We start from the raw sequence: 21,218 nt of genomic DNA, 5'->3' as shown, positions 1-21,218 counted from the left end.
CACCGTCCGCGGATAGTCACGGTTTCCTGGCGGCGCGTGCCCGAATGATTTCCTGCTAAGATGATCTGAATCATAGATTGGTGGTCGCCGTGCGGTTTCAGGTGCTGGACATCCTGCCGAACATCGAGAACCCGATCACCGGCCGGCTGGTCAGCACCGCGGAGCGCTATGCCCAGGCGCTGACCACCGCGCAGCGGGCCGAGCAGCTGGGTTTCGACGCCGTCGCGATCGGCGAGCGGCACGCGGGCCCGTTCCTGTCCTCCGGCGTCACGGTGCTGCTCGGCGCGATCGCCGCCACCACCAGCCGGGTGCGCATCCAGACCGGCGTCAGCGTGCTGTCCATTCTCGACCCGGTCCGGGTCGCCGAGGACTACGCCACCATCGACCAGCTCTCCCGCGGCCGGATGGAGCTGGTCATCGGCAAGGGCAACGAGCTGCGCCAGCTGCCGCTGTTCGGCGTCGAGCAGGCCCAGGCGTGGGACCGGCTGGCCGAGAACTACGAGCTGCTGCGCCGGCTGTGGCGCGAGGAGAACGTCACCTGGTCGGGCACCTCCCGCCCACCGCTGACCGCCGCCACCACGCTCCCCCGCCCGTATGCCGGCGCACCGCGGGTCTGGCACGGCTCGGCCACGACCCTGATCTCGGCCGAGCTGGCCGCCAGGTGGGGCGACCCGCTGTTCAGCGCCAACGCCATCCAGCCCCGCAAGAATTACGTGCGCCTCATCGACCACTACCGCGAGCACTACGAGAAGCACGGCCACGACCCGCGCTACGCCTACGTGGGCGCCGGCGCCGGCTTCCTCTACGTGGCCGACACGACCCAGGAGGCCCGCGAGCGCTTCGGCCCGACGTACACCAAGATGGTCGAGTTCTTCCTGATGCCGGGCAACCACACCCCCGGCAACGAGATGGAGTTCCGCGACATCGACCACGCCATCGCCGAGGGCCCGGTGCTGGTGGGCAGCCCCCAACAGGTCATCGACAAAATCATGTACTTCCACGAGGGCTTCCACCACGACCTGCAGTCCTTCAGCCTGCCCACGATGATCCCGCACGAGCAGCAACTGGACATGCTGGAGCGCTTCGCCGCGGAGGTCATCCCGGTCGTCCGCCGCGAGCTCCCAACCACCCTGTGGACCGACGCCGACCCCTACGGCGGCCGCACCGCCTTCGCCGGCCGCACCGTTCCGGACGCCGCCGCCGTCATCGAGTCCGCCACCACCCCCCAAGCCTGACCCGCACCCCCGGCCCACCCGGGCGCGAAGCCTCTGCCCCGCGCCGCTGGGCCTACTCCGCACTGGTCCCCAACGCGTCGAGCAGGGTGCGCACCGACGGCACGATCTCCGCGACCGGGGCCAGCACGACGCCGGCCACCAGCGGCGCCACCTCCGCGGCGAGCTCGGCGGCAAACTCCACCCCGGCCGCCGTCGCCCCGACCCCGGCCCGCTGCAGCGCGGCCAGCGTCGCCGCCGGGATGATCACGTCGGGCACCTCGTGCGCCAGGAAGTCGGCCTGGTCAAACCCGGGCAGCGGAGCGATCGTGGCCAGCACCGGCGCCCGGCCCCCGATCACGTCGAGCAGCCGCTCCAGCCCCACGCGCTCGTAGACCGGGCGGGTCACCAGAAACCGGGCGCCCGCCTCGAGCTTCTCCAGCGCCCGCCGCCCCTCCCGGACCGGGTCGTGGCTGCCCGGATTGATCCGCGCCCCGATGTCGAACTCGGTGCGGACCGGCATCGCCAGGCCGTAGTAGTCGCGGCCCTCGTTCAGCCCGTGCAGCAGCCGGATCAGCCCGACCGAGTCCAGGTCCCAGATCCCGCCGGTGAGCGGGTAGTCCCCGAACGGCGGCGGCGAGCCGGTCTCGCAGATGATCTGCCGCAGCCCCAGCGCGTGCGCGCCGAGCAGGTCGGCCTGCAGCACCATGCCGGTGCGGTCCCAGGTCATCACCCCGGCCATCGCCTCGACCCCGAACTGCTGGCGCAGGTGCAGCGCGACGTCGACGGTCGTCAGCCGGGGCCGGCCGCTGTAGGACGGCGTGATCGACACCGCGTCGACGCCCAGCGCCACCACGTCGCGCACCGTGCCGACAACCTCGTCCAGCCCGTCGACCGGCGGCGTGATGAGCTGGACGGCAACGACCCGGCCCGAGCCCTCGAGGCGCCCCGGGGCAAGCGCCGGCGCGACCCGCGGCCGCGGCACCGCCGTGACCGGCGGCCCTTGCCGGGCGGGCCGGCGCAGATCGTAGACGGCCTCGACGACGGCGGCGATGGTGCTCGGCGTGGTCCCGCAGCAGCCGCCGACAACACTCGCGCCGGCCTCGACGAGCTGCCGGGCGTAGCGCACGAAGTACTCCGCGTCGGTGTCGTACTCGAACCGGGCGGGCGCGATCCGCCGCGGCAGCCCGGCGTTGGGCTGCGCGGACAGCGGCAGCTCGGTGTGCCGGCGCAACTCGCGCACGATCCGCAGGGTGCGCATCGGCCCGAGCACGCAGTTGGTGCCCAGGGCCGCGATCGGCGCGCCGGCCAGCGCCTCGACCACCTGCTGCGGCGTGTGGCCGCACAGGGTCAGGTAGTCGTTGCCGAACGTCGCCTGGGCGATCACCGGCACCCCGGCCAGCTCCCCCGCGATTTCGACCGCCTCGACCAGCTCGTCGAGGTAGCCGAAGGTCTCCAGCAGGATCAGGTCGACCCCGGCCTCGGCAAGGGTGCCGATCTGCTGCCGCAGCGCGTCGGCCCGCTCCTGCGGCTTCACGTCGTTGCGCTGCTGGGCCCGCACCGCCGGCGACACCGACCCGGCCACGAGCACCGGCCGGTCAGTCTCGGCGGCCTCCCGGGCGATGCGCACCGCCGCCCGGTTGATCGCCTCGCACTCCCCCGCCAGCCCGTACTCCGCCAGCCGCAGCCGCCCGGCGGCGAACGTGTTGGTCTGCAGGATGTCGACCCCGGCCTCGACGTATCCGGTGTGCACGGCCAGCACCAGGTCGGGGTGGCTCAGGTTGAGCCCGGGCAGCGCCTTGTCAAGCGCGTTGCCGGCGGCGTGCAACATCGTGCCGGTCGCGCCGTCACACACCAGGATCCGCTCGTCGAGCATCATCGCCGGGAACCACCCGGCCTCGTGATGCTCGCACCCGAGTCGGAGGAGACCTGGCCCTGGTTGCGGGCGAGGAACGCGCTGATCGGGTCGCCAGGGATCATCGGGTCGCCAGGGATCATCGCGACCCCGGCCACCAGCCGGACCCGGCCGACGCCGTTGCCGGCGGCGCCCGGCACCGCGCCGTCACACACCAGGATCCGCCCGCCGATCGTCATCGCTGGGAACCGCCCAGCGTCGAGATGATCTCGACCGCGACCGCGGCCATCAGCCGGTCGCGGTGGACGTCGAGGGACAGCCCGGAGATCTCCTCGATCCGCCGGATCCGGTAGGTGACCGTGTTGGGGTGGACGTGCAGCCGCTTCGAGGCCCGCTGCAGGCTGCCGTTCTCTTCGAAATACACCGCGAGGGTGGACAGCAGCTCGCCGCCGGCCGCGCCCTCGAAGACCTTGCCCAGCACCTCGTCGGCGAACGCCCGCAGGTCGGCCACCTCGGGCACACGCAGGAACAGCCGCTGGATGCCCAACTGGGCGAAGGTGGTGATGCCGCCGAAGTCGCCCATCCGCTCGCTGGCGGCCAGCGCGAGCCGCGCCTCGGCGTAGGAGCGGGCGATGCCCCCGGGCGTGGCCCACGGGTTGCCGATGCCGGCCGCGACCGGGCCGAGGCCGCGCCCCGACACCGCCGGACCGCACTGCTCGGCCACCAACCGGGCGCCCCCGTCCTGCCTCGTGGCCCCGTCGTGCCTTGTGCCCCCGTCCTGCCTCGTGGCCCCGTCCTGCCTTGTGCCCCCGTCCTGCCTCGTGCCCCCGTCCTGCCTCGTGCCCCCGTCCTGCCTCGTGCCCCCGTCCTGCCTCGTGCCCCCGTCCTGCCTTGTGCCTCCGCCCTGCCGCGCTGCCTCGTCCTGCCGCGTGGCGCCGCCCGGCCGCGCGCTCCCGCCCGTCGGCCCGGGCGGACCGGCGCCGGGCTCGACCGGGAAGATGGCGACCACCTCGTCGGTGCGGGCCACCACGACCGCCCGCGGGGCCAGCCGGGTCACCGCCGACTCGAGGGTCGCCAGCCCGCCCCGTCGCTGCGCCTCCGGCAGCGTGAACGTGGCGACCTGGTGGTCGCGGCCGGGATCGAGCCCGATGTGCCGGGCCCAGCGCTCCAGCTCCTCGTCGTCGGCGTTGCGCGCCAGCAGCAGCCCGTCGAAGAGCTGCTGGCGGGCGCGGCTGGCGGCCGCGGCGATGACCAGCCCGCGGCCGATCACCACGCCGCAGATCATCGCGGCGTGCTCGATGACCATCAGCCGCAGGTGCTCGTCGAGCTCGTGCGTGCGGGTGCCGACCGTGACCAGATAGGCGGCGACACCGTCACCGACACAGACCGGCGCCACCACCACCCAATCGAGTGCGGCGCCGAGCGACGGGACCGTCAGCGCGCGCCGGTTGCGGGCGGCCGCTGCGAGCACGGTGTTGAGGCCCGCCAGCCCCGCCTGGCCGCGCAGCGCCGCCATCAGCTCCTGCGGCTCGTCGGTGGCCGCGGCGGCGATGACCTCCAGGCCGCGATCGAGCACGATGACGGCCGCGTCGATGTCGTCATACAGCAGCTGCGCGATCGTGTCGACGCCCGCGGACTGCGAGGCGAGCGCCGACATGTGCCCGCACATCGTGACGATCCGGCGCAGCAGCGCCGACTCGTCGCGGGCGGGCGCCTCCATCGCGCTCACGGTCGTCATGAGCGCAGCCTATGCCTCGCCCGGCCTCGGCGGCAGACCCGCAGCCTCCTTTTTGTGCTCCAACACAAAGGGCCCCTGCGCCGCAAGTGCGCCTCATGGAGTGGAGGCGTCGGAGTCGCCACTGTGCCGCAGCACAACCCGGTCCGGCGATCGTTGCGGTCCGGCCCGATGACGGGCACGGGCGGCCGCTGGCAGGGTGAGGAGCCAAGACAGCCCGGCCACACCGGGCGGGAAGGCAGGCCCCGATGCACGAGCGACGGCGTGAAACCGATGCGGGCGGTCCACGTCCGTTCCGCCCGCGCATCGGGGCCCGGCCCGCCTACGCGGCGCACCGGCTGCTCGCCCGCAACCGCCTCTACCACCGCCTCGCCGCCGCCGTCGAGCGCCGCCCGGGTGTCTACCGCTGGTTCACCACGGCCGAGCGGGTCACCAAGGAGCGGCTCTTCGGCTGCCGGATGTGCGGTCAGTGTGCACTGCCCGCCACCGGGTACGCGTGCCCGATGACCTGCCCGAAACAGCTGCGCAACGGCCCGTGCGGCGGCGCCTCGCCGACCGGCCGCTGCGAGGTGGTGCCCGAGCTCACCTGTGTGTGGGTGATCGCCGGCGAGCGCGCGGCGGCCGGCGGTCACGACGCCGACCTCGACCTGCTGCTGCGCCCGGCCGACCACCGCCAGTGGACCCGCAGCTCGTGGGTGAACTACTGGCAGGGCCGCGACGAGGGACTGTGGATCGATCCCGCCGACGAGCGGCTGCGAGCAGATCCCACGGACGAGCGGCGGTGGGTCGATCCCCCGCTGGCGTTGGCGAAGGAGGAGGCGCGATGACGGAGGGGCTCCGCGCCGCGCTGGCCTCGGGCCGGCCGGTGGTGACCGCCGAGATCGGGCCGCCGCGCGACGCCGACCCCGACGCGGTGCTGCGCAAGGTGAAGGCGCTGCGCGGCTGGGTCGACGCGGCCAACGTCACCGACAACCAGGGCGCCAACGTGCGCGTGTCCAGCCTGGCCGCGAGCGTGCTCGTGCAGCGCGCCGGGCTGGAGCCGGTGATGCAGCTGACCTGCCGCGACCGCAATCGCATCGCGCTGCAGTCCGACCTGCTGGGCGCCGGCATCCTGGGCGTGCCCAACGTGCTGCTGCTGACCGGCGACCACCCCACCCTCGGCGACCATCCCGAGGCGCGGCCGGTTTTCGACCTCGACGGGGTGCAGCTGGTCTGGACCGCCCGGACGCTGCGCGACGAGGGCACCCACCTGTCCGGCCGGGCCATCGGGCACCGCCCCGGCTGGCTGATCGGCACCGTGGAGAATCCGTTCGCCGCCCCGACCGAGATCCGCGCCCGGCGGCTGGCCAAGAAGGCCGCGGCCGGGGCCGAGTTCGTGCAGACGCAATACGTGTTCGACGTGCCGCTGTTCGCGCGGTGGATGGAGCAGGTGCGCGCGCTCGGCGTCACCGAGCACTGCGCGGTGCTGGCCGGGGTCGGCCCGGTCCGGTCGCTGCGCATGCTCGACTTCCTGGCCACCAAGGTTCCGGGCCTGCACCTGCCCGACGAGGTGGCCCGGCGGCTGCGCGGGGTGCCCGAGCAGCGGGTCGCCGAGGAGGGGCTGGAGCTGTGCGTCGAGACGATCCGGGAGCTGGTCACCGTCCCGGGCGTGTCCGGCGTGCATGTCATGGCGTTCGGGCACGAGGACGAGGTGTCCGAGATCGTGCGGCGCGCCGGGGTCGGCCCGGCCGCACAGGAGGGCCACAACGATGCTGCTTGACTTCCGGCCGCACGGCCGGCTGCGGGCCAAGGAACCGGTGGATCTGGCCACCTCGCTCACGCCGGTGGTGGCCGCGCTGAGTGAGTCCACATTGGACCTCGCGCGGATTCGGGTCGTCTGCGACTGGATCCAGTATCGCGAGAATTTCCGCGAGGTGGTCGACGTGCGGCCGGTGCTGCCGCCGCCCCCGCGCCGGGCCGGCGACCACGGCCCGGTGCCGACGCCGGCCGCGGTGCGCGAGCACGACCTCGAGATCGCCGTCGACGTGCGGCGCAGTGGCCAGGTCGCGCTGCGGGAGGTCACCGCCGAGTCCCTGCGCGCCGAGTCCGCCGGGCGGATCTACCTGGAGGACTGGGGGCCCGGTTCGGCCAGCTGCATCTGGGAGTTCAACGCGCTCTACTGGAGCGCGCTGGAGCTGTGGGAGAAGGCCACCGGCCGCGGTTACGAGCAGGCGCTGCCCGGCGGGGAGAGCGACGCGCGCAACCGCGACGCCGCCCGCGAGCTCGTCACCGAGCTGTTCCACGGATGGGACGCGCTCGCCGCCGCGGGCGCACTGCCCGACGAGCTGTTCGTGGTCGAGCTCGGGGTCGGCAACGGGCACCAGGCCAAGGTCTTCCTGGACGAGTTCCGGCGGCTCGACGAGGAGGGCGGCGGAGGCTACTACCGGCGCCTGCAATACCTCATGTGCGACTACTCCCAGCACGTGCTCGACCTCGCCGCGGAGACCGTCGCCGAGCACGGCGAGCGGGTCAGCGCGATGGCGCTGGACGCGACCCGCCCGCTCACGTCGCTGGGGTTCCTGAAATACAAGGTCTTCCTGGTGTATATCAGCAACGTCTACGACAACCTGCCGACCGACGAGGTGGCGCAGCTGGGCGGGCGGACCTACCGGGTCGACACCCGCGCCTACCTGCCGGCAGAGGCCGCCGACGGGCTCGCCGCATCGATCGGGGTGCCGACCGGGCAACTGGCCGGCCTGGTCCAGTCCCTGCTGCGGCTCGGCCCGGCACTGCTGTGCGAGATGGCACCCGAGCGGTTCCCGACGGTCGAGGCGGCGGTGGAGTTCTGGCGGCGGGCGTGGTCGGCAGTGCGGCTGCAGGAGCGGTATGTGCCGATCGCGGGCCTCGACGAGTACCGGCTCGCCCCCGACCTGTCCGGCGAGATCCTGCGCCCGCTGCTGGAGTCCGGCGCCGACCTGCGGATGCACGTCAACAACGGGGCGCTGCGCAGCTTCGCCGAGAGCCTGGCCCTGCTGCACCCGTTCGGCCGGCTCATCTGCCACGACCTGTTCGTCACCGGCCTGCAGGACTACCGCGCCACCTTCCGCGGCCCGGGGAAGTACGACGGCTCGGTGGTCAACTGGGTCAACGGCCCGCTGATGGCACACCTGGCCCGGCGCAAGGGCTTCGACGTGCACTACGAGCCGTTCCGGCACCGGCAGGGCGGCAACATCGTGACCATGACCGCCCAGGTGCGGGACTGACCATGGGACGACGCGCCGTGCCCGACCGGGTGCCGCTGCTGCCGACCACCGTCGTCGGCTCGTATCCGGTCTCCGAATGGCTCGAACGGCTCAAGACCGACTACTTCCGCGGCCGGATGAGCTACGGGCAGCTCCAGGACGTCCACGACATGGCGATCAAGGCCGCGCTGCGCGACCAGGAGATGGCCGGCATCGACATCGTCTCCGACGGCGAGCTGCGCCGCGACAACGACATCGACTACACGCTGGCCCGCATGCCCGGAATCGAGATCCCCGAGACGGCGAAGGACTTCTACTTCGACTACTACGAGGCCCGGCTCGCCGGCCCGCCGCCCGAGCCGGCCGGCACGTCGCCGCTGGGGCTCGCCGCCGACCTCGCGTTCACCGCGGCCCAGACCACCGCGCCGGTCAAGTTCTCGTTCACCGGCCCGTTCTCGCTGTCCTGCCGGGTGCACGACCGGGGCGGGACGGCGCAGCGCGACCTCGTGCTCGCGATGGCCCGGGTGCTCAACGCCGAGGCGCACGCCCTCGCCGAGCAGGGCGCCGAGCTGTTGCAGATCGACGAGCCGTTCCTGGCCGGGCACACCGACCAGGTGGCGCTCGCCATCGACGCGGTCAACGTGGTCACCGCCGGTGTCGACGTGCCGTGGGCGCTGCACGTGTGCTACGGCAACCGCTACGCCCGCCCGTCCTGGGAGGGCCACTACGACTTCCTCTTCCCGGAGGTCCTGCGGGCCGGCGTCGACCAGCTCGTGCTCGAATTCGCCCGCAAGGGCGACGATGACCTGAGCCTGCTCGACCGCTACGACTGGCCCGGCGCCCTCGGCCTGGGCGTCGTGGACGTCAAGAGCGGCACGGTCGAGTCACCGCAGCTCATCGCCGCCCGGATCCGCCGGGCGCTGGGGCACGTGCCGGCCGAGCGGCTCGTCATCAACCCCGACTGCGGGCTGCGCAACCTCACCGGCCCGGTCGCCCGGGCGAAGCTGGCCGCCATGGTCGCCGGCACCGCCCTGGTCCGGGCGGAGCTGTCCGCCCTCCACCCCGAATCCCAGGGAGCGACGCCATGAGTTCGTCCGAATTCCTGTTCACCTCCGAGTCCGTCACCGAGGGGCACCCGGACAAGATCGCCGACGCCATCTCCGACGCGGTGCTCGACGCGGCGCTCGACGCCGACCCGCAGTCCCGGGTGGCTTGCGAGACGCTCATCACGACCGGCATGGTGGTGCTGGCCGGCGAGATCACCACGCCGGTGCAGCTGGACTACCCGCGGATCGTGCGGGACACCGTCAACCGGATCGGCTATGACGACGGCGCCTACGGCTTCGACGGCAACCACTGCGCGGTGCTGGTCGCGCTCGACAAGCAGTCACCCGACATCGCCCAGGGCGTCGACCGGGCGCACGAGGCTCGCGAGGGCCAGTCCGCGGACGCCTACGACCAGGTCGGCGCCGGCGACCAGGGCATGATGTTCGGCTACGCCTCCGACGAGACGCCCGAGCTCATGCCGATGCCGATCACCCTCGCCCACCGGCTGGCCCGCCGCCTGGCCGAGGTGCGCCGCAGCGGCCTTGCCGGATACCTGCGCCCGGACGGCAAGACCCAGGTGTCGGTCCGCTATCGCGACGGCGTGCCGGTCGGCATCGAGCGGGTCCTCGTCTCCACCCAGCACGCGCCCGAGGCCACCAGCGAGCAGATCCGCGACGACGTCTGGCACCACGTGGTGAGCGCGGTGCTGCCGGTCGACCTCTACGACCCGGACGAGCTGCGCCGCACCCTGCTGGTCAACCCGACCGGCCGGTTCGTCACCGGCGGCCCGGTCGGCGACGCCGGACTGACCGGCCGCAAGATCATCATCGATACGTATGGCGGGTTCGCCCGCCACGGCGGCGGCGCCTTCTCCGGCAAGGATCCGTCCAAGGTGGACCGTTCGGCCGCTTATGCCGCGCGGTACGTCGCCAAGAACGTGGTCGCGGCGGGGCTGGCCTCCCGGGCCGAAGTCCAGGTCGCCTACGCCATCGGCGTCGCCCGGCCGGTCTCGCTGCTCGTCGAGACGTTCGGCACCGCCCGGGTCGACCCGCGGCTGATCGAGCGGCTGGTGCAGGATTGCTTCGACCTGCGCCCCGCCGCCTTCCGCGCCTACCTCGACCTGCAGCGGCCGATCTACTCGCCGACGTCGGCGTATGGCCACTTCGGCCGCACCGACGTCGACCTGCCCTGGGAGCGCACCGACCGGGCCGACGAGCTGCGCGCCGCGGCCGGGCTGGACCGCCCCACGGTGCAAGCCCAGCCGGCGTCCGTCTGAGGGGCCGGCGGTGACCATCACCTCGCAGCGGCCGAGCCCGCCCGGGCTCGGCGACCCCGCGGCGGCGGCGCAGGACATCGGCCGGCTCGTCGTGTCCTGCGAGGACCGGCCGGGCATCGTGGCCAACATCAGCTCGTTCCTGTTCCGCAACGGCGCCAACATCGTCCAGTCCGATCAGTACTCGACCGGCCCGACAGGCGGCCGCTTCTTCCTGCGCGTCGAGTTCCACCTGCCGCGGCTGGCCGAGCGGCGCGAGCGCCTCGAGCCCGGCGTCGCCGAGCTCGCCGCCCGGCTGGGCGCGCAGATCCACCTGCGGGCGGCGGCGACGCCGACCCGGGTCGCACTGTTCGTGTCCCGGCAGGACCACTGCCTGCTCGACGTGCTGTGGCGGGCCCGGCGCCGGGAGCTGCCGATCGACGTGGTCCGGGTGGTGTCCAACCACCCCGACCTGGAGCCCGACGTGGCCTCCTTCGGCGTGCCGTTCAGCCACGTCCCGGTCACCGCGGCGACGAAGGCCGAGGCCGAGCGGCACCAGCTCGACCTGCTGCGCGGCCGGGTCGACCTGGTCGTGCTGGCCCGCTACATGCAGATCCTCTCCGGCGACTTCCTCGCCCGCGTCGGCGTGCCGGTCATCAACATCCACCACTCGTTCCTGCCCGCGTTCGCTGGCGCCCGGCCGTATGAGCAGGCAAAGCTGCGCGGGGTCAAGCTCATCGGCGCCACCGCGCACTACGCCACCGAGGATCTCGACGAGGGCCCGATCATCGAGCAGGACGTGCTGCGGGTCAGCCACCGGGCCAGCGCCGCCGACCTGACCCGGGCCGGCGCCGACATCGAGCGGACCGTGCTGTCCCGGGCCATCGCCTGGCACTGCGCCGACCGGGTGCTCCTCGACGGCCGCACCACCATCGTCTTCTGAGCCCACGGAGGCACTGCAGTGACCATCGGCACCGTTGTGGTCAGCGGCTCGATCGCCACCGACCACCTCATGCACTTCCCCGGCCGGTTCAGCGAGAACTTCGTCGCCGGCCAGCTCGACCGGGTCTCGCTGAGCTTCCTGGTCGACGACCTCGATGTCCGCCGCGGCGGCGTCGCCGCGAACATCGCCTTCACGCTCGGCGTGCTGGGCCGCCGGCCGATCCTCGTCGGCGCGGTCGGCGCCGATTTCGCCGACTACCGCTCCTGGCTGGAGCGCCACGGCGTGGACTGCTCCGGTGTGCTGACCGTCGAGACGGCGCACACGCCCCGCTTCACCTGCACCACCGACGACGAGCAGTGCCAGATCGCCTCGTTCTACCCCGGCGCGATGGACCGCTCGGCCGACATCGCCCTGCAGCCGATCGTGCACGGCCGCGACGTGGCCCTCGTGCTGGTCGGCGCGAGCATGCCCGAGGCGATGCTGGCGCACACCGCCCAGGCCCGCGCGCTCGGCATACCGTTCGCCGCCGACCCGTCGCAGCAGCTCCCCCGCCTCGACGCGGACCAGTGCCGCGACCTTGTCGACGGCGCCGCATACCTGTTCACCAACGAGTACGAGCTGCAGCTGCTGCTGCGCAAGACCGGCTGGGCCGAGCGCGACCTGACCGCCCGGGTGGGCCTGCGGATCACCACGCTGGGCGCCGGCGGCTCGCTGATCGTGGACAACGCCGGCCACGAGACCCGCGTGGCGGCCGTCCCGCCCAAGGCGATCCTCGACCCGACCGGCGTCGGCGACGCCTTCCGGGCCGGCTTCCTGGTCGGCCTCGACAGCGGCCTCGACAGCGAGGCGTCGGCGCAGTTCGCCTCGCTGGTGGCGACCGCCGTGCTGGAGAGCACCGGCGCGCAGGAATGGACCCTGGAGCCCGACGCCGGCCTGGCCCGGCTGGCCGACGCCTACGGCCGGCCCGCGGCCGAGCGCATCGAGCCGGTCCTGCGCGAGGCCCTCGCCGCCCCGGCGGTGCTGTCATGAGCGGCGCCCCGGTGGTGCTCGACGGGCGGGCCGTGGCCCGCGAGGTGCGGGCCAAGGCCGCGGCCGAGGCGGCCACCCTGACCCGCCCGCCGGGCCTGGCCACGATCCTGGTCGGCGACGACCTGGCCTCGGCCGTGTATGTGCGCAACAAGCGGCGCGAGTGCGTGGCCGCGGGCATGCTGGACCTGCACCGGCACCTGCCGGCCTCGGCCGGCCAGGCCGAGGTGGCCGCGGTCGTCGACGAGCTGGCCGCCGACCCGGAGGTGACCGGCATTCTGCTGCAGCTCCCGCTGCCCGCCCACCTCGACCCGGTGGCACTGATCGAGCGGATCCCGCCGCACAAGGACGTTGACGGCCTGACCTCGGCCAGCGCGGGCCGGCTCGCCCTGGGCCGCCCCGGCCTGCGCCCGTGCACCCCGTCCGGCGTGCTGGCCCTGCTGGACGCCTACGGCCACGACCTGTCCGGCGCCGAGGCCGTGGTCGTCGGCCGCTCCGAGCTCGTCGGCCGCCCGATGGCCGCCCTCCTGCTGGAGCGCGACGCCACGGTCACCATCTGCCACTCCCGCACCCGCGACCTGCCCGCGGTCTGCCGCCGCGCCGACCTGCTCGTCGTCGCCGCCGGCCGCCCCGGCCTGATCCGCGCCGACGCCGTGCGCCCCGGCGCCACCGTCATCGACGTCGGCATCCACCGCCACCCCGACGGCCTGCGCGGCGACGTCGACTTCCCATCGGTCAGCCGGGTCGCCGGCGTCATCAGCCCCGTCCCGGGCGGCGTCGGCCCCATGACCATCGCCATGCTCCTGGCCAACACCGTCGCCGCCGCCCATCTCACCTGACCGCGGCCCCGCCCCTCCTCGCCGCCCGGACCGGCCAACACCGTCGCCGCGGCCCACCTCACCCGACCGCGGCCCCACCCCTCCTCGCCGCCCGGACCGGCCAACACCGTCGCCGCGGCCCACCTCACCCGACCGCGGCCTCGCCTTGCCTTGCCGCCCGGACCGGCCGAGAGCCCCGACTGCACGCGCCCGAGAACGAGCCCGAATCCGTCCGCCATCCTGGCAGGATGTCGCCGTGAGCGCGTGGCTGACGAACGAGGCCGCCCCAGCCAGCCGGCTGGGGCGGCCCCACCGCTTCGGGCTGGGCGGCCTGTTCGCCGGCGCCCGCCGACGTTCACGGGTGCCGGAATCGTCTCAGTATCCCAGGTGCCAATCCTGGTAGTCCGAATCGCACGGCCACCGGATATACGGCCGCTCCCACGGCAGATTGGCGTCCAAACACCCGCCGCTGGTCCACGTCATCAGCTTGAGGACGTTGTGATCAGGCTGGGGGTAAATGGCGTAGAAGAACGTGCCCGCGTCGCTGCCGCACGACACGGTGGACAGCGACGAGTCTGTGGCGCGCAGGCAGCGCTGGGTCTGCTGGTCCTTGAGCGCCCAGACGGGGTAGCCGGAGCCGTCATCGACGTGCACGAACCTCCACTGCTGATACTGCCCGCCATTGCAGCCCAGCGTGTAGACCTCACCGTTGTAGTTGCTGTCCAGGCATTGCCCCTGCGGCATGCTGCGCAGCATCCCGGTCCAGCCGGCGAAGACGTCGGCGTGTGCCGGCGAGGCGAGGAGCACCACCGACGAGACGATCGACACCAGGATTCCGACCAGCGCGGCGACGACGCGGACTCCTCGGCGGCCTTGTCGCGGCTGTGCCATGGTCCCAGAGCCGGGCGGCACCGCCGTTTCGTTGCCCAGGTTCATCCTTTGCCCTTTCTGTTGTCGCAAAAGAATCACAACGGGGGCAAACGTATTTGTCGGCGCACGGCGTGGACAGTCGCCAGAAACGGCGTCCCAGGAATATTCACAAAACGACGAACAACGATTTGATAACTGAAGGTTTTCAATTTTCGCGCAGTGCGGGTGAAGGTCAGGCGGCGAGGTCACGCAGGTGCCGGACAAAGCCTCGGCGCGGTCGGTGAAGGGGGCGAAGTCCCGCTCGCCACGGCGGTCGGCGGTCGGCGGTCGGCGGTCGGCGGTGACGATGAGCGCGTCGCGGGCGGCGGCGAGGCCAGCGATCGCCCGGACCAGGGCGCGGTCGGTGGCCCGCCCCGGTGAGGCCGGAGGCCTCCACCCCGAGGGCGGTCACGCCGGCCAGCCGGGCCGGGACGCCGGCGCGGGCGGAGCCGCCGAGGCCGGCAGCGCGGCGGGCCGCCGGCGGCGCGGCAGCGCGGCCGCGGACAGCAGCAGGAACACCACCACGCAGGCCGCGAAGAGCCACGGCAGCGCCGGCAGCGCGACCCGCAGCGGGTCGAAGGGTTGGTACGGCAGGGGCCGGTCGAAGAGCCCGGCGTAGCGGACGTCGGTGACCAGCGCCAGATACGCGCCGAGCACGTTGCCCTGCGGGTAGGCGTAGGCGCCGAGCCGCATCGCCGCAGCTCACCGGCCACGAACCCATCGTCCGCGATCATGTCGGCACGCCCACGGCCCGACGGCAACCGCTGGGAGGCGCCGGTAGGATAGAAGTATGACCGTGAAGCTCAGCATCAGCGTGCCCGACGACGTCGCCGCGTATCTGCAGAGTCAGGGCAATGCCTCGGCCGCGGTCGTCGACGCCGTGCGGCGCGTGCTTCCCCAGGCGCGCCGGGAGCGCCAGCGGGAGGCGGCGCAGGCGTACGGAGAGTACCTGCGCCGGCGGTCCGCTCAGCAGGCCGAGGACGACCGGGCCATGATCGAGCACAGCAACGACATCGCCCTGCGCGACGCGCAGTGGTGAGGCGCGGCCAGATCTGGACCCTGCTCCGCGGCGGCGGCGAGCATCGCGTCCTCGTGGTGAGCAACGACGAATACAACGCCGTCGAAGAACTCGCCGTCTGGGCGCTGACCGTGGTGCGGGACGTGCCACACCCCAACCATTTGGTGGTACGCCTCGAGCAGGACGACCCCCTCGCCGGGGCATACGTCAGAATCCACAGCGTCGGGCAGATCCTGGACCGAACCGCATTGCGCGACAACCATGGGTTCGTCTCGCACGCCACCATGAACGCCGTCGAAGCGGCACTGCGTGAGTTCCTGGAACTGCCGTGACCGGCAGGTCACCATGTCAACGCGACCCGGCGGCGCCTGACCGGGGCGGCTCAGGTCGAGACGACGACGTTGGCCGGTGGGAGGCCGGCGGCCAGGCGGTCGACCTGGGTGCGGATGACCCGGCGCATCCGGGGGATCATGGCGCCGACGTGGCCGCCGACGTGCGGGGTGATGATCACGTTGGGGGCGGACCACAGTGGGTGGTCGTCCGGTAGCGGCTCGGGGTCGGTGACGTCGAGCGCCGCGTGCAGCCGGCCCTTCGCGGTGTGCGCGAGCAGTGCCGCGGTGTCGGCGACCGGGCCCCGGGCGACGTTGACCAGCAGTGCGCCGTCCTTCATGGCGGCCAGGAAGTCGTCCGAGACGAGGCCCTTGGTCTGGTCGGTGAGCGGTACCGCCACCACAACGACATCGGCGGTGGGCAGCAGCTGCCGCAGGTCGGCCATGGCGTGGATCGGGCCGTGCTCGTCGCGCCGGGCGGTGCGGGCGACCCGGATCAGGTCGACCTGGAAGGGCTCCAGCATGAGGCGCAGCTGGTCGCCGACGCCGCCGGCGCCGAGCAGCAGGACGCGGGAGCCGGCCAGGCCGGGCTCGGCGGTGTGGGCCCAGCGGCGCTCCAGCTGGGCGGCGCCGAAACCGGGGAAGCCGCGGCGGTCGGCGATGATCAGGCCGACGGCGAGCTCGGCGGTCGACGCCTCGTGGACGCCGGGCGCGTTGCAGAAGACGAAGCCGGGCGGCAGGTAGCCGGCCACGCCGTCGTAGCCGAGGGACTGGCTCTGCAGCACCCGGGCGAGGCCGGCGGGCAGGTGGCGCAGCTCGGCGGCGGGGAGCATGTAGGGCAGCACGAGCAGGTCGAAGGGGGCGGCCGGCGCCGGCTCGCCGGGCGTCCAGACGGTGAACTCGACGCCGACCCCGGCGTCGACGAAGGCGGAGGCGTCGGTGAGGCCCTGATCGGGCACGGCAACATGGAGCACGCCCTCCAGGCTACGGGCGCCGATCAGGGGCAACGCGACGGGTCAGGAGCGGCGCCACAACCGGGCGGCGGCCAGGGCGGCGCCGTCGGCCATCGCGCGGAGCTTGGCCCACACGATCTCGGGGTGGCCGACCCGGGAGCCGATGCCGCAGTCGGTGCCGGCCTGCAGGTTCTCCCGGCCGACGACGCTCGCGAAGTTGGTCAGCCGCTCGGCGATCAGCTCCGGGTGCTCGACCAGGTCGGTCGAGTGGCCGACCACCCCGGGCACCAGGATCTTGCCGTCGGGCAGCTTCACGTCCTCCCAGACCCGCCACTCGTGGGCGTGGCGGACGTTGCTCGCCTCGACCGCGTAGGCGCCGGCGTTGATGGTCACCAGCAGGTCGGCGATGTCCTTGAGGGGGATGTCGTGGGTGTGCGGGCGGTGGCCGCTGCCCCAGCACATGTGGAAGCGGATCTGCTCGCTCGGCAGGCCGTCGATGGCGTGGTTGATGACCTCGACGGCGGAGGCGAGATACCGCCGCAGGTCCTCGACCGACCACTCCGGGTGGAACTGCCACGTGGTGGCGAACTCCGGCTCGTCGATCTGCAGCACCAGGCCGGCGTCGGTGACCGCCTTGTACTCCTCGCGCATGCACTCGGCGACGGCCGCCATGTAGGACTCTTCGTCGGGGTAGTACTCGTTGCGGTGGCCCGCGCCGAGGCTGAGCGGGCCGAGGGCGGCGATGAAGCCGTCGACGTCCTTGCCGGCGGTGGCCACCTTGAGCGCGTCGACGTCGCCGGCGATGGCCGCGTGGCCGACGTAGGTGACCGGGCCGGTGCAGACCCGCTCGGTGGCCGGCTCCGGCGGCGCGCCCGGCGTGGAGAAGCCCGGGCGGACCCGGCCGCCGGAGCCGGACAGCCACAGGCCCGAGTGGTAGAAGCCGGGGAAGTCGCGGCGGTCGCGGGCGCCGACGCCGTCGCGCTTCGCCGGCTTGGCCGGGTCGACCGGCAGGCGCTCCCAGCCGGTGACCCGGGCATCGATGTAGTCGGCGTAGTTGGTGGCGGTGGCCGCCTTGACGTACTCGCCGTCGTTGAGGATGTCGACGCCGCACTCCTGCTGCCGGGCCACCACCTCGGCGACGGCGCCGGGCACGCGGGCGTCGATGCGGGCCCGGGCGGGCTCGCCCTCGGCGATGAGGGCGTCGAGGTCCTCGGGGCGCGGAAGGTTGCCGCCGTGTGTGGTCAGGATTCGATCGGTACTCCGCCTCATGCGCTGGGCTCCTCCGGATTCGGTTCGGTCAGGGTTTCGGAGCGGGGGTCGAAGCGTTGCAACTGATGGTCCGCGTGGTCGGCCGGCACCCAGCCCGGCGCCAGCGCGAAGGTGTAGGTCACCTCGGCCACGTAGAGGCTGCCGCGGGAGTCGATGGCCAGCCCGTGCGGCGCGATGAAGTTGCCGGGAGCGTTCTTCGCGCCGGTCGACGCGCCCCACCGGCCCAGCACGGCGCCGGACGGGTCGAGGACCGTGAGCCGGCTCGGCCGGTCGCGGCCGGGGTCGTCGCCGACGAAGCCGCGGTTGCCCTTCGGCCGCCACAGCTCGCTGACGAAGATCCGGCCGTCGGCGGCGACGGCGACATCGGTCGGACGCTGCAGATCCGTCCATTCGCCGAGGTACCGTCCGGTGCGGTCGAAAATCTGGATCCGGTCGTTCTCCCGGTCGGCGACCAGCAGCCGGCCGGCGCCGTCGAGCACGATCGCGTGCGGCAGGCGGAACTGGCCCGGTCCGGAGCCGACCTCGCCCCACGCGCCGAGCGGCTCGCCGGCGGCCGAGAAGCGGTGGACGCGGCAGTTGCCGTAGCCGTCGGTGACGAACATGTCGCCGTCGGCGGTGACGGCGATGTCGGTGCAGCCGTTGAACGGCGGCCCCGGGTACCGCACCCGCTCGACGCTGTGGATGCGGACCGGCTCGTCGGTGCGGATCCCGGTCGGCGCGCCGGTGCCGGGCGTGCCCAGGGTCAGCAGCAGCTCGCCGCGCGGGCTGAACTTGCGCACGGTGTGGTCGGCGTTGTCGACGCAGTAGACGCAGCCCTCGCCGTCGACGGTGATGCCGTGCGCCATGGTGAACAGGCCGCGGCCGAAGTGGCGCAGGTAGCGCCCGTCCCGGTCGAAGGCGATGACCTGCGAGTCGTGCCGGACGAACAGGTACACCGTGTCGTCGCGCGGGTCGATCGCCACGTCGGCGACGTCGCGGTGGGTCAGGCCGGGCGGCAGCCGCTCCCAGGCGCCGAGCACCCGCAGCCCGGCGCCCTCGGCGGTGGTGAACATCAGTCCTCCCGCGCGGCGGGCAGCCAGCCCCACGGGTGGGTGCCCCACCGCGGCGCGAACGGCTCGCCGGCCCGCACGGTCTGCACCGGCACCAGGCCGTACCGGCCGGTGAAGGACTCCTTGACCGTGTCGGTGAAGGCGAAGTCGCCCTCGACCACGTCGATGACGCTGAGGTCGGCCTCGCGCCCGACGGCGATCGCGCCGAGCTCGCCGGACCGGCCGAGCGCGGCAGCAGCGTTGGCGGTGGTCATCCGCACCACGTCGGCGAGGCTGTAGCCGATGGCGAGGAACTTGGCCATGCACTCGAGCAGGCTGTGGAACGACTGGCCGAAGGCGGTCAGGTCGGAGCTGATCGTGTCGGGGCGCAGCCCGGCCCGGAACTGCTCCTGCGCCACCCGGTAGCCGAAGTTGCCCATGCCGAGCGCGGAGTCCAGCACGACGCCCCGCTCCCGGGCCGCGGTCAGGATCGGCATGGTCTTTTCGAACGCGTGCATGACGCCGCCGACGTTGGGCGTGCACAGGTGCGTCAGGATGTCGCCGGCGCGCAACTCGTCGAGCAGGTAGCGGGTGACGTCGCCCATCCGCTCGCCGGTGCCCTCGGCGCCCATCAGGTCACCGATGTGCACCATCAGCGGCAGGTCGTGCTCGCGGGCGACGGCGACCGAGCGGCGGATCAGCTCCTCGCCGTCGGAGAGCACGAGCGGGCCGACGAGCCGGAGCTTGAACCCCTGGACCAGTCCCGGGCTCGCCTCGATGCAGGCGCGGATGGCGGCGGCGTCGATCTGGTCGAGCGCGGTGATGTCGGCCGGGCCGGGCATCGTGTGCGCGAAGCTGCCGACGTTGAGGAAGCACACGACCCGGGTGCTGGCCCGGCCGATGACGTGGGCGCCGAGCACGCCGACATTGGCCACGCCGACCGATCCGGCGTCGAGCACGGTCGTCACGCCGGAGCTGACCCCGGCGAAGTCCGGCTCGCAGCACGCCATGCCGACCCCGGGCGTGGTGGCGCCGTAGGCGACGTGCGCGTGCAGGTCGACCAGGCCGGGCAGCAGATAGCGGTCGGCGCCGCGCAGGTCGAGCACCCGGCGGGCCGGCTCCGCCGACAGGTCGGGGCCGATCGCGGCGATCCGGCCGTCGCGGATGCCGACGTCGAGCCGCGCGTCGAGGCCCTGCCCCGGATCCAGGACGTGGGCACGGCTGAGCAACAGGTCGAAAGTCATCGATTGGACCTCCATGCGGAGCGGCCACGGGTTGACGGGAGCTTGACCGGGCCGCATCGGCGGAGCAGACTCACCGTACCATAAATTGTCGGACAGTCAGTCGATCTGAACTGCCCAGCGCGCAGGAGCCCCCATGCTGAACGGCTTGTCCCGCCTTGTCTTGCACCGGGTAGCCTGACGTGGTGACGGCCAAGGCGACCAGCGGCAAGGCCCCGGCCCAGCGGGCCGCGGCGGACTGGAGCGTGAGCCCCGTCGGCCGCGTCGCCGCGCCGCTGCGCGACCAGGCGATCACGGTGCTGCGCCAGGCGATCCTCAACTTCGAGATCCGGCCCGGCCAGCGGCTCATCGAGCGCAAGCTGGTCGAGGAGCTGGAGGTGTCCCGGGCCACCGTGCGCGAGGTGCTGGCCCGGCTGGCCTCCGAGGGCCTGGTCACCGTGATCCCGCAGCGCGGCGCCATCGTCTCGGTGCTCTCGGCCGCCGAGGCCGCCGACATCTACGAGATGCGGGTCGCGCTGGAGGTGCTGGCCGTGCAGCGCTTCGTCGAGCGGGCGAGCCCGCAGCAGGTGCGCGAGCTGCGCCGGGCGCTGACCGGCTACCAGCGGGCGGTGCGCCAGAAGGCCGGCGGCACCAACCGGGACCTGCAGGCCAAGGACGGCTTCTACGAGGTGCTGCTGGCCGGGGCGGACAGCCCGCCGCTGGCCCAGATGCTCACCATCCTGCAGAGCCGGGTGCGCCTGCTGCGGGCCACGTCCCTGTCGGTGCCCGGCCGGGCCGAGGTCTCGGTGCGCGAGCTGACCGAGATCGTCGACGCCATCGAGGCGGGCGACGTGCAGCGGGCCGCGCGGGCGTGCACCACTCATGTCCGCAACGCCGCCCGCACCGGCATGAACCGGCTGGCCGAGCTGGCCGGCGAGCAGGAGTGAGCGCGGCACCTCACTCGGACTCCCCGAGGACGCCGAGCTCGCGCAGCACCAGCTCGGCCTGGCGGAAGGCCTGCAGGGCGGCGGGCGCGCCGCAGTAGGGCGCGGCGTGCAGCAGGACCTCCTGGATGTCGGCGACGGTGCAGCCGTTGGCGATCGCGCCGCGCACGTGCATGTCGAACTCGACCGGGCGGTTCAGCGCGGTCAGCATGGCGAGGTTGAGCAGGCTGCGGGTGCGCCGGTCCAGGCCCGGGCGGGTCCAGACGTCGGCCCAGACGGCGCCGGCGATCCAGTCCTGGACCGGCCGGTGGAAGTCGGAGGCGTTGCGGTAGTTGCGGTCGACCAGCTCGGCGCCGAAGACCGCCTCGCGGACCGCCACACCATCCACAATGGACGGATCATCGCGATCGCGCATCAGGCCTCGCTCCGTTTCAAGAGAT

General features: G+C 73.1%; 22 protein-coding genes. 12 read left to right on the top strand and 10 right to left on the bottom strand.

Translation table 11 applies throughout. The annotated features are described in order from the left end of the window. Nucleotides 1-80: 80 nt before the first annotated feature. Nucleotides 81-1,235 carry an LLM class flavin-dependent oxidoreductase gene (locus tag ACQPXD_RS17915; protein ID WP_432839822.1) on the top strand — a complete coding sequence of 385 codons (1,155 nt, stop codon included), beginning with the start codon at nucleotides 81-83 and terminating at the stop codon, nucleotides 1,233-1,235. Nucleotides 1,236-1,287: 52 nt separating this feature from the next. On the opposite strand, the gene ACQPXD_RS17910 is transcribed toward ACQPXD_RS17915, so the two are convergent. From ACQPXD_RS17910 to ACQPXD_RS17900, 3 genes are read right to left on the bottom strand one after another with little or no spacing between them, the layout of a single operon-like run. Continuing rightward, a complete protein-coding gene (locus ACQPXD_RS17910) occupies nucleotides 1,288-3,090 on the bottom strand; it encodes a bifunctional homocysteine S-methyltransferase/methylenetetrahydrofolate reductase (RefSeq protein ID WP_432839820.1) in 1,803 nt (600 codons plus the stop codon). Beyond that, nucleotides 3,087-3,305, bottom strand: a complete 219-nt coding sequence (locus tag ACQPXD_RS17905; protein WP_432839818.1) for a hypothetical protein — start codon at nucleotides 3,303-3,305, stop codon at nucleotides 3,087-3,089. The genes ACQPXD_RS17910 and ACQPXD_RS17905 overlap by 4 nt, the downstream gene beginning before the upstream one ends. Beyond that, nucleotides 3,302-4,804, bottom strand: coding sequence for a helix-turn-helix domain-containing protein (locus ACQPXD_RS17900; protein ID WP_432839816.1), 1,503 nt, complete (start codon nucleotides 4,802-4,804; stop codon nucleotides 3,302-3,304). Before ACQPXD_RS17900 ends, ACQPXD_RS17905 begins: the two co-directional genes overlap by 4 nt. A gap of 245 nt (nucleotides 4,805-5,049) precedes the next feature. On the opposite strand from ACQPXD_RS17900, the gene ACQPXD_RS17895 reads away from it, so the two are divergent. The 8 genes from ACQPXD_RS17895 (at nucleotide 5,050) to folD (ending at nucleotide 13,129) form a co-directional block, all read left to right on the top strand. Continuing rightward, nucleotides 5,050-5,628, top strand: coding sequence for a methylenetetrahydrofolate reductase C-terminal domain-containing protein (locus tag ACQPXD_RS17895; protein WP_432839814.1), 579 nt, complete (start codon nucleotides 5,050-5,052; stop codon nucleotides 5,626-5,628). Beyond that, nucleotides 5,625-6,560 (top strand): methylenetetrahydrofolate reductase, encoded by a 936-nt coding sequence (locus tag ACQPXD_RS17890; RefSeq protein WP_432839812.1) that lies wholly within the window; start codon nucleotides 5,625-5,627, stop codon nucleotides 6,558-6,560. Before ACQPXD_RS17895 ends, ACQPXD_RS17890 begins: the two co-directional genes overlap by 4 nt. Then, nucleotides 6,550-8,043, top strand: coding sequence for a hypothetical protein (locus ACQPXD_RS17885; protein ID WP_432839810.1), 1,494 nt, complete (start codon nucleotides 6,550-6,552; stop codon nucleotides 8,041-8,043). The genes ACQPXD_RS17890 and ACQPXD_RS17885 overlap by 11 nt, the downstream gene beginning before the upstream one ends. A gap of 2 nt (nucleotides 8,044-8,045) precedes the next feature. After that, nucleotides 8,046-9,110 (top strand): hypothetical protein, encoded by a 1,065-nt coding sequence (locus ACQPXD_RS17880; protein ID WP_432839808.1) that lies wholly within the window; start codon nucleotides 8,046-8,048, stop codon nucleotides 9,108-9,110. Beyond that, a complete protein-coding gene (gene metK / locus ACQPXD_RS17875) occupies nucleotides 9,107-10,345 on the top strand; it encodes a methionine adenosyltransferase (RefSeq protein WP_432839806.1) in 1,239 nt (412 codons plus the stop codon). Before ACQPXD_RS17880 ends, metK begins: the two co-directional genes overlap by 4 nt. Before the next feature lie 10 nt (nucleotides 10,346-10,355). After that, nucleotides 10,356-11,264: a formyltetrahydrofolate deformylase gene (purU, locus tag ACQPXD_RS17870; RefSeq protein ID WP_432839804.1), complete on the top strand. Its 909-nt coding sequence runs from the start codon at nucleotides 10,356-10,358 to the stop codon at nucleotides 11,262-11,264. Between the two features lie 69 nt (nucleotides 11,265-11,333). Continuing rightward, a complete protein-coding gene (locus tag ACQPXD_RS17865) occupies nucleotides 11,334-12,293 on the top strand; it encodes a carbohydrate kinase family protein (protein ID WP_432843886.1) in 960 nt (319 codons plus the stop codon). Next, on the top strand, nucleotides 12,290-13,129 hold the full coding sequence (gene folD / locus ACQPXD_RS17860; protein WP_432839802.1) for a bifunctional methylenetetrahydrofolate dehydrogenase/methenyltetrahydrofolate cyclohydrolase FolD: 840 nt from the start codon (nucleotides 12,290-12,292) through the stop codon (nucleotides 13,127-13,129). Before ACQPXD_RS17865 ends, folD begins: the two co-directional genes overlap by 4 nt. A 354-nt stretch (nucleotides 13,130-13,483) precedes the next feature. On the opposite strand, the gene ACQPXD_RS17855 is transcribed toward folD, so the two are convergent. Further along, complete coding sequence (locus ACQPXD_RS17855; RefSeq protein WP_432839800.1) at nucleotides 13,484-14,044, bottom strand: RICIN domain-containing protein; 561 nt, start codon at nucleotides 14,042-14,044, stop codon at nucleotides 13,484-13,486. A gap of 381 nt (nucleotides 14,045-14,425) precedes the next feature. Then, nucleotides 14,426-14,710 (bottom strand): hypothetical protein, encoded by a 285-nt coding sequence (locus ACQPXD_RS17850; protein ID WP_432839798.1) that lies wholly within the window; start codon nucleotides 14,708-14,710, stop codon nucleotides 14,426-14,428. 97 nt (nucleotides 14,711-14,807) lie between these two features. Here ACQPXD_RS17850 and ACQPXD_RS17845 point away from each other — a divergent pair, with 97 nt between their 5' ends. Then, the gene (locus tag ACQPXD_RS17845; protein ID WP_432839796.1) at nucleotides 14,808-15,056 is read left to right on the top strand and encodes a hypothetical protein; all 249 of its coding nucleotides are present in this window, start codon (nucleotides 14,808-14,810) and stop codon (nucleotides 15,054-15,056) included. Next, a complete protein-coding gene (locus tag ACQPXD_RS17840) occupies nucleotides 15,053-15,367 on the top strand; it encodes a type II toxin-antitoxin system PemK/MazF family toxin (protein ID WP_432839794.1) in 315 nt (104 codons plus the stop codon). The genes ACQPXD_RS17845 and ACQPXD_RS17840 overlap by 4 nt, the downstream gene beginning before the upstream one ends. A 50-nt stretch (nucleotides 15,368-15,417) precedes the next feature. Here ACQPXD_RS17840 and ACQPXD_RS17835 read toward each other — a convergent pair whose 3' ends face one another. Genes ACQPXD_RS17835 through ACQPXD_RS17820 form a run of 4 tightly spaced genes read right to left on the bottom strand, consistent with a single transcriptional unit; the run spans nucleotide 15,418 to nucleotide 19,858 of the window. Then, complete coding sequence (locus tag ACQPXD_RS17835; protein WP_432839792.1) at nucleotides 15,418-16,338, bottom strand: 2-hydroxyacid dehydrogenase; 921 nt, start codon at nucleotides 16,336-16,338, stop codon at nucleotides 15,418-15,420. 42 nt (nucleotides 16,339-16,380) lie between these two features. After that, nucleotides 16,381-17,586, bottom strand: a complete 1,206-nt coding sequence (locus ACQPXD_RS17830; RefSeq protein WP_432839790.1) for a hypothetical protein — start codon at nucleotides 17,584-17,586, stop codon at nucleotides 16,381-16,383. Next, complete coding sequence (locus ACQPXD_RS17825) at nucleotides 17,583-18,638, bottom strand: peptidyl-alpha-hydroxyglycine alpha-amidating lyase family protein (RefSeq protein ID WP_432839788.1); 1,056 nt, start codon at nucleotides 18,636-18,638, stop codon at nucleotides 17,583-17,585. Before ACQPXD_RS17825 ends, ACQPXD_RS17830 begins: the two co-directional genes overlap by 4 nt. Further along, on the bottom strand, nucleotides 18,638-19,858 hold the full coding sequence (locus tag ACQPXD_RS17820) for an amidohydrolase family protein (RefSeq protein ID WP_432839786.1): 1,221 nt from the start codon (nucleotides 19,856-19,858) through the stop codon (nucleotides 18,638-18,640). Before ACQPXD_RS17820 ends, ACQPXD_RS17825 begins: the two co-directional genes overlap by 1 nt. A gap of 182 nt (nucleotides 19,859-20,040) precedes the next feature. On the opposite strand from ACQPXD_RS17820, the gene ACQPXD_RS17815 reads away from it, so the two are divergent. Beyond that, nucleotides 20,041-20,781, top strand: coding sequence for a GntR family transcriptional regulator (locus ACQPXD_RS17815; RefSeq protein WP_432839784.1), 741 nt, complete (start codon nucleotides 20,041-20,043; stop codon nucleotides 20,779-20,781). A gap of 10 nt (nucleotides 20,782-20,791) precedes the next feature. On the opposite strand, the gene ACQPXD_RS17810 is transcribed toward ACQPXD_RS17815, so the two are convergent. Further along, nucleotides 20,792-21,193: a carboxymuconolactone decarboxylase family protein gene (locus tag ACQPXD_RS17810; RefSeq protein WP_432839782.1), complete on the bottom strand. Its 402-nt coding sequence runs from the start codon at nucleotides 21,191-21,193 to the stop codon at nucleotides 20,792-20,794. Nucleotides 21,194-21,218 lie beyond the last annotated feature (25 nt).

It is taken from the genome of Dactylosporangium sp. CA-092794 (assembly GCF_050948465.1).
In the GTDB taxonomy this organism is placed as follows: Bacteria; Actinomycetota; Actinomycetes; order Mycobacteriales; family Micromonosporaceae; genus Dactylosporangium.
This window is presented reverse-complemented; position numbering and strand designations above follow the sequence as displayed.